This window comes from Rhodococcus sp. HM1, assembly GCF_023218075.1.
In the GTDB taxonomy this organism is placed as follows: domain Bacteria; phylum Actinomycetota; class Actinomycetes; order Mycobacteriales; family Mycobacteriaceae; genus Rhodococcus.
Genome location: NZ_JALPTB010000221.1, coordinates 1 through 413, shown reverse-complemented (window position 1 = coordinate 413; position 413 = coordinate 1). Strand labels below are relative to the sequence as shown.

The 413-nt window shown below is 60.0% G+C and carries 1 protein-coding gene; it reads left to right on the top strand.

Annotated elements, in window-relative coordinates; translation table 11 throughout:
- On the top strand, positions 1-413 hold a 413-nt coding region (locus tag M1M07_RS32515), incomplete at both ends, for an alkaline phosphatase family protein (protein WP_248676806.1).

Here is a 413-nt window from a genome sequence, read left to right as displayed (position 1 = left end):
CCCCAATAACCTTTCGATCATCACTGGGCGCCCGCCCGCCTGGCACGGCATCGCCGGAAATTTCTTCTATGACCGCGACGCGGGCGTCGAAGTAATGATGAACGACGCGCGCTTCCTACGCGCGCCGACCATCCTGGCCGAGTTCCAGAAGGCCGGCATGAAGGTCGCAATGGTCACCGCCAAGGACAAGCTGCGCACCCTACTTGGCAAGGGACTTGATTTCACTACCGGCACCGCAATCGCTTTCTCGTCGGAGAAGGCAGACAAGGCCAACAAGGCTGAGAACGGCATCGATGACGTGCTCGACTTCGTCGGCTTGCGGCTTCCGGAGGTCTACTCAGCCGACTTATCCGAGTTCGTCTTTGCCGCCGGCGTGAAGCTGCTCAAGACATTCCGGCCGGACGTAATGTACC